The organism is Parabacteroides caecihominis (assembly GCF_023656785.1).
GTDB classification, from domain to species: Bacteria; Bacteroidota; Bacteroidia; order Bacteroidales; family Tannerellaceae; genus Parabacteroides; species Parabacteroides segnis.
Genome location: NZ_JAMOKS010000007.1, coordinates 251,432 through 258,209 on the forward strand (window position 1 = coordinate 251,432; position 6,778 = coordinate 258,209).

At 50.3% G+C, this 6,778-nt stretch carries 3 protein-coding genes; all 3 read left to right on the top strand.

The features are described 5' to 3' along the window. The first annotated feature begins 208 nt into the window (after positions 1-208). From NBH14_RS07930 to NBH14_RS07940, 3 genes are read left to right on the top strand one after another with little or no spacing between them, the layout of a single operon-like run. On the top strand, positions 209-3,562 hold the full coding sequence (locus tag NBH14_RS07930; RefSeq protein ID WP_250817293.1) for a SusC/RagA family TonB-linked outer membrane protein: 3,354 nt from the start codon (positions 209-211) through the stop codon (positions 3,560-3,562). A gap of 18 nt (positions 3,563-3,580) precedes the next feature. Beyond that, the gene (locus tag NBH14_RS07935) at positions 3,581-5,380 is read left to right on the top strand and encodes a RagB/SusD family nutrient uptake outer membrane protein (protein ID WP_186962011.1); all 1,800 of its coding nucleotides are present in this window, start codon (positions 3,581-3,583) and stop codon (positions 5,378-5,380) included. Positions 5,381-5,428: 48 nt separating this feature from the next. After that, a complete protein-coding gene (locus NBH14_RS07940) occupies positions 5,429-6,547 on the top strand; it encodes an Sb-PDE family phosphodiesterase (protein WP_186962010.1) in 1,119 nt (372 codons plus the stop codon). The last annotated feature ends 231 nt before the right edge of the window (positions 6,548-6,778 follow it).

Here is a 6,778-nt window from a genome sequence, read left to right on the forward strand (position 1 = left end):
AGATCGGATGAAAACGCCAGTGGCTCGGGAGGTAATCCGTTCTGTCTGCCGGGTAAACGGTTGCATCCCGGCAGACAAATCCAGCTATCTCCCAGGCATTTAATCCTGTAACCGATAAGTTATGGAATTGTCTTGGTAATGAAAAATAGCAGTAACCGGTTCGTAATCCGGGCACTCTACTTTTGCAGCAACAAAAAGGAACAAATTTATGACAAATTTTACTTCTGACTCGCGTGTAGGGCGTGTACTCCTACTCCCGGCCGGATTATTGGCTTGCAGCTTATTTACCCCTTTTACCGTAACTGCAAAGAATAACATTCCGGTAACAATCTCCCAGCAGGTTCGAACGAAGATACAGGTGAACGGTACCGTTACCGATGCGACCGGCGAACCACTGATCGGAGCGACCGTTCTCGAAAAAGCCAGCGGTAACGGAACGATTACCGACGTCGACGGAAATTTCAGTCTGGCAGTCCCCTCCGATGCCGTATTATCGGTTAGTTACATCGGTTACAAACCACAGGACATCGTAGTCAACGGCAAAACGACTTTCAATGTCGTGCTGGAAGACGACTCCGAGAAACTGGAAGAAGTGGTCGTTGTCGGCTACGGCGTGCAACGCAAGGTGAACCTCTCCGGTTCCGTAGACCAGATTAATGCCAAGCAACTGGAAGCCCGCCCAATCACGAACATTTCAAAAGGTTTGCAGGGGATGGTCCCCAACCTGAACATCGACTTCACCAGCGGTGAACCGGGACAGGCCGCCAAAATCAATATCCGTGGAGAAGCCTCCATCAACGGTGGCAGCCCGCTGATCCTGATCGACGGTGTCGCCTCGGATGCCGAAGAACTGAACCGGTTGCTCCCGGAAGACATCGAAACCCTTTCGGTGCTGAAAGATGCCTCCTCCGCAGCCATCTACGGTGCGCGTGCCGCCTTCGGTGTCATCCTGATAACCACGAAACAGGGTAGCAGCGACCGCATCCAGGTAAGCTACAATAACAACTTTGCCTGGAAACGCCCCTCTATCCTCCCTAACAAAACTTCCGACCCTTATATCTACCTGAAACTAAAAAATATCGCCGTACTCAACACTCCCTGGAGTTCCGGCCACGTCGCCAGCGACGAACGCCTGGAATGGGCACGCCAGCGCTCCGACAATCCTGACGGGACCGACCCGGTACGCCTCAACCCGCTCGACGAAACGCAGTGGGAATATATGGGAAACCGCGACTGGACACGTTATTTCCTGGATAAGAATACATTCAGCAATACACATCAGCTATCGGTTTCCGGCGCCACCGAAAAAACGAAGTTCTACCTTTCCGGCGGTGTGGACGATGAGAACGGTATCCTGGCCGGTATCGTAAAGAATGACAACTACCGCCGCTACAGCATGCGTGCCAAGGTCAGTTATAAAATATGGGATTGGCTGACGCTCTCGAACAACACTTCGTTTGTCGCCACCAACCGTATCAAACCAAGTTATCTTTCCAGCCGCGGCGAACCGTATATCGACAGCAACGGCATCCGCCAGAAAGGAAACGGCGACTCGAACATGAGCATCTTCTACGACCTGGCTCCCACCGACTGGGACAAAAATCCGGACGGAACCTGGGCAAACAATGCCGCCGGTATCGCCATGGCCCAGCTGGTAGACGGCGGCGAAGAGACGACCCAATACAACCGCCTGCAAAGTTCGTTCTCCGCCGAGATGTCTTTCTGGGAAAAGATGCTGACGGTAAACGCTAACTTCACTTTCATGAAAGGAAACGAAGATTACAACTGGTTCAAAAACAAATATGTAATCGGATACGGACCGAACGATATCCGCGAACTGGGCGACAGCAAAGCCTACAAAAGCACGACCAACGATTATTACAGCGTATTGGAACTGTTTGCGACCTTCAACAAGGCTTTCGACAAACATTATGTGACCGGTATCCTCGGTTTCAACCAGGAATACAACCGCTGGAACTGGTACAAAGCCGAACGCGAAGGAATCATCTCGACCTCACTCCCGTCCATCGGACTGTCGTCGGGCGACCAGTTCGTCAGCGAGCAATATGCCGACTGGGCCATCCGCGGGCTTTTCTTCCGTGCCAACTATACGTATGACAACCGTTATATCTTCGAAGTGAACGGGCGTTACGACGGAACATCCCGTTTCCCAAAGGAAAAACGTTTCGGATTCTTCCCCTCTGCTTCCGCTGCTTGGCGCGTGGATGCCGAACCGTTCTTCGAATCTTTCCTTTCGACTGTCAGCCAGTTGAAGGTGCGCGCTTCATACGGTTCACTGGGTAACCAGCTTGTCGGGGAATACGGTTATATCCCAGCCATGAGTTCACAGCTGGGTAATTACATCATCAACGGCAAATTGCAGCAGGTGGTAACCCCTCCTTCGCTGGTCTCTCCGGATTACACCTGGGAGGAAGTCCGTACCCTGAACGGAGGTCTCGACCTGGCTTTCCTGGATAATAAACTGACAGCCACTGTCGATGTGTACCGCCGCGACACCAAAGGAATGCTTACGCTGGGTAAAGAACTTCCGGGCGTACTCGGCGCCAGCGAACCGAAAGAGAATGCCGCCGACATGAAAACAACCGGTTGGGAGCTGACAGTCGGCTACCGCGACCAGTTCCAGCTGGACGGCAAACCGTTCAACTGGGGTGTCAAATTCATGCTCTCGGATAACCGTTCGTGGATTACCCGGTTCGACAACCCGAACGGGAGTCTTACCCAATATTACAAGGGACAGGAACTGGGCGAAATATGGGGATTGCAAAGCGACGGTTTCTTCCAGAGTGAAGATGAAATCAAGAACCTCGACCAGTCGTCCATCATCCCTTGGGGTGCCCTGGAAATCGTCAACGGATGGCCGAAATATAAAGACCTGAACGGTGACAAGAAAATCACCAAGGGAAGCGTCACCGTAGGCGACCCGGGCGACCTGAGCGTCATCGGAAACTCTTCTCCCCGCTTCCGCTTCGGGTTCAACCTGAATGCCGAATGGAACGGATTCGACCTGTCGGCCTTCTTCCAGGGGATTGCCAAACGCGATTATTACCCGATGAGTTACCTCTATTGGGGATTCTACCAGCAGCCGTATGCCGGCGGTCCCGAACACCTGTTCGACTTCTACCGTCCGACAACCGACAGCGATGTGGATATGGCCAAACACTCACAATCCTATATCAATGCCGGGCTGGCAAACCAGAATCTGAATGCCCGTTATCCGGTACTCCAGTCATGGCTCGCCGACAAGAACCTGGGCACCGATATCGACCAGTCGATGGGATTGGCTATCCCGCAGACCAACTATCTGCTGAACGGTGCTTACCTGCGTATCAAGAATATCACGCTGGGATATACCCTGCCGTCCGAATGGACCCGGAAGGCGCATCTGAGCCGGGTACGCGTATTCGTCAGCGGCGATAACATCTTCGAATGGAGTGCCCTGAAGAAATACTTCGACCCCGAAGCCGTTACCGACGCATCCAACTACGGTTATGTCTATCCGTTCAACCGCCAATACTCATTCGGCGTCAATGTCACATTCTAATCATCAAAAAAAGCAACAATGAAAAAAGAGTTATATTACCTGGCAACGCTTCTTACGTGCCTTGCATCTGCCTCCTGCAACGACAATTTTATGGAACGCCATCCGCAGACGGAGATTGGCGTAGACAGTTACTTCAATACGGAGCAGGATTTGAAAATGTATTGTTACAACCTGTACGATTTCCCCAACTTCAACAATTACACAGCCGATGCCGGAACCGACAACCAGGCAACGACAGACGTCGTGGAAGTAAAGAACATCATGATTTCGACCAATGCCAATTCGACAACGGTGAGTTCCGGATGGGACTGGGAGAAGTTACGGACAATCAATCTTTTCCTCGATAACTGTGAAAAGGCTGCCGTAGCCGAAGACGTGCTTGCCCATTACCAGGGAGTAGCCCGCTTCTTCCGGGCCCGTTTCTATATGGACAAGGTAAAACGCTTCTCCGACGTGCCCTGGTACGACAAAACGCTGACTACCTCAGACGAAGACTTATATAAACCGCGTGACTCCCGCGACGTTGTCATCCAGAAGATATTTGAAGACTACCGGTTTGCCGCCGAGCACGTGAAGACCGATCAGGAGACAGGCGCCGTGGATAAATGGGTGGTCCTCACCTATATGGCACGCCATGCGCTGTACGAAGGTACCTACCGCAAATATCACGACGAACTGAATTTGCAGGGTTCAGCCAACACCTATCTGAAAATAGCCGCTGATGCCGCTCTCCAAATCATGAACGAAGGAGGTTTCAGCATCTATACGACCGGCGATACGGATAACGATTACCACACCTTGTTTGAAAGCCCCGACCTGAGCAGCAATCCGGAAATTATTCTGGCCACTTATTTTGACAGAAAGATAAAAGGGAATGGCTTCTGGGCTTTCATGTTCGGTAATTATATCCCTTGCCCGACCAAAGACCTGGTACAATCTTACCTAATGAAAGACGGTACCTACTACTCCGCCCAGCCGGGTTATGAAACCAAACAGTTCGTGGAAGAATTCCAAAACCGCGACCCGCGTATGTGGCAAACACTCGCCTGGCCGGGATGGGAACTAATCAACACGATGACCTATGCCCCGGGAGCCGGCATCTATGTGCAGAATCTGAACAAAAACTTCTCCGGCTACCATCAAATCAAAGGTTTCATCAATAATAAGGATGAGGATTATTACCTGGGCATCGACTACCCTGTACTGCGTTACGCCGAAGTACTACTGACCTATGCCGAAGCCCGTGCCGAACTGGGTGAGTTAACCCAGGACGATTTGGATAAAACAATCAACCGCCTCCGTTCGCGTGCCGGCATCCCTCCCCTGAAACTGAATCCGGCAGCCGACCCGGTCATGCAGAAAGCCTTCCCTGGCATCTCCTCCACCTTACAGGAGATACGCCGCGAACGTCGTGTCGAACTGGCCCTCGAAGGTTTCCGCTACGATGACCTGATGCGCTGGAAATCCGGCAAATTACTAGAAAAAGAACCCGAAGGCCTCTACTTCCCTTCCTTAGGCAAATTCGACCTGACAGGCGACGGAATAGAAGATATTTACCTGATTCCTTCCTCACAGGATATCCCCGCCGAAGCGGATAAGGAAACCAATTCGCTGGGTAAAAAGCTGGTATACTACAAAACCGGCACAATCGACGACACGAATGCGACTGTTTACCTGGCCGAAGGGACAAAAGGAAATATCCTGACAATTAAAGACATGGGCACCTTCCAGGAACCCAAATTCTATTACCGCCCCGTCCCGAAACACGAGGTCGACCTGAATCCGGCATTGGCTCCGCAGTTGTTCGGGTGGGAATAAAACAAGTGATAAACAGACATAAGATAATAATACTAAAAACAAGAATATATGAAAACGACAAATGTATTAATCGCCTTATCATTCATGGCGGTAAGCGTATGTAGCCATGCACAGGAAGCGCTACCAAAACAAATAAAAGTCGGAAAAGAACGAGTGAAGGCACGCAAGGAAATCCGGTTACCCGAAATAGACGGATATAACCTGCTGAAATGTGATTTCCATATCCATACAATCTTCTCCGACGGCATCGTATGGCCGACATTGCGGATACAGGAAGCCTGGGAAGAAGGTCTCGACGCCATCGCCATCACCGACCATATCGAAGGACAGCCGGCGCGTCCCGGTGTAGAAAAAGGAAATCATAATTATTCCTTCGACCTGGCAAAAGAAGAAGCGGACCGCCGGGAAATCATCCTGATAAAAGGGGGCGAAATCACTCGCTCGATGCCTCCCGGACATCTGAACGCCTTGTTCGTCAAAGATGTAAATGCGCTCGACCAGAAGGATTATATGAAAGCAATCGAAGAAGCCCACAACCAGGGTGCTTTCATTCAATGGAATCATCCGGGATGGGGTGTCGACTCTATCCTATGGCACGACGTACACGAAACGCTCTACCAAAAAGGCTGGCTGAACGGCATCGAGGTATTCAACGAATTTGAATGGTATCCGGTCGCCCTGAACTGGGTAAACGAAAAGAACCTGACCTTACTTTGCAACACCGACGTACACGACGTAATCGAACGCTTATATGATTTCCGCACCACCAGCCACCGTCCGATGACGCTTGTCCTGTCGAAAGACCGCACGGAAGAGGGAATCCGTGAAGCTCTTTTCGACCGCCGTACCCTGATATGGTTCTATGACACCCTAATGGGAAAAGAAGATTTACTGCAAAAGTTCTTCGAAGCTTCCGTCGAAATGAAACCGGTCCACCACTCCACCCCCGAACGTTCATACCGGAGTATCGTGAACCATACAGATGTCCCCTTCCTCCTCCGGAAAACAGATAAGAATGCAAACGGTTATCCGGAAACAATCGAGATACCCGCCGGAGAAACGATACTTATCATACAACCTAAAGCAAACAGCAACCAATCGGTGTCTTACCAGGTCGAGAATATGATTATCAGCCCGGAAAAGAGATTAGAGGTCCGGCTGTTCTAAGGTATTAGTTCAAAGGGATATTGTTGTTATTATTTGTTTTAAATATTTCAATAATTATCAGGTTTGAACTATCCGATTATTGACCGGTTGTACCTGGCTCCCCTCTTGAGAGACTGTGTAAAAACATATCTCAAAAAGATCTTTGACATTTTGTATAGTAAATAGAAAGAAAATTAGTTCTGGAAAAAGTTCTTGTTCTCAAATTTTGGCTGAAATCGACCTTGTTGTAGT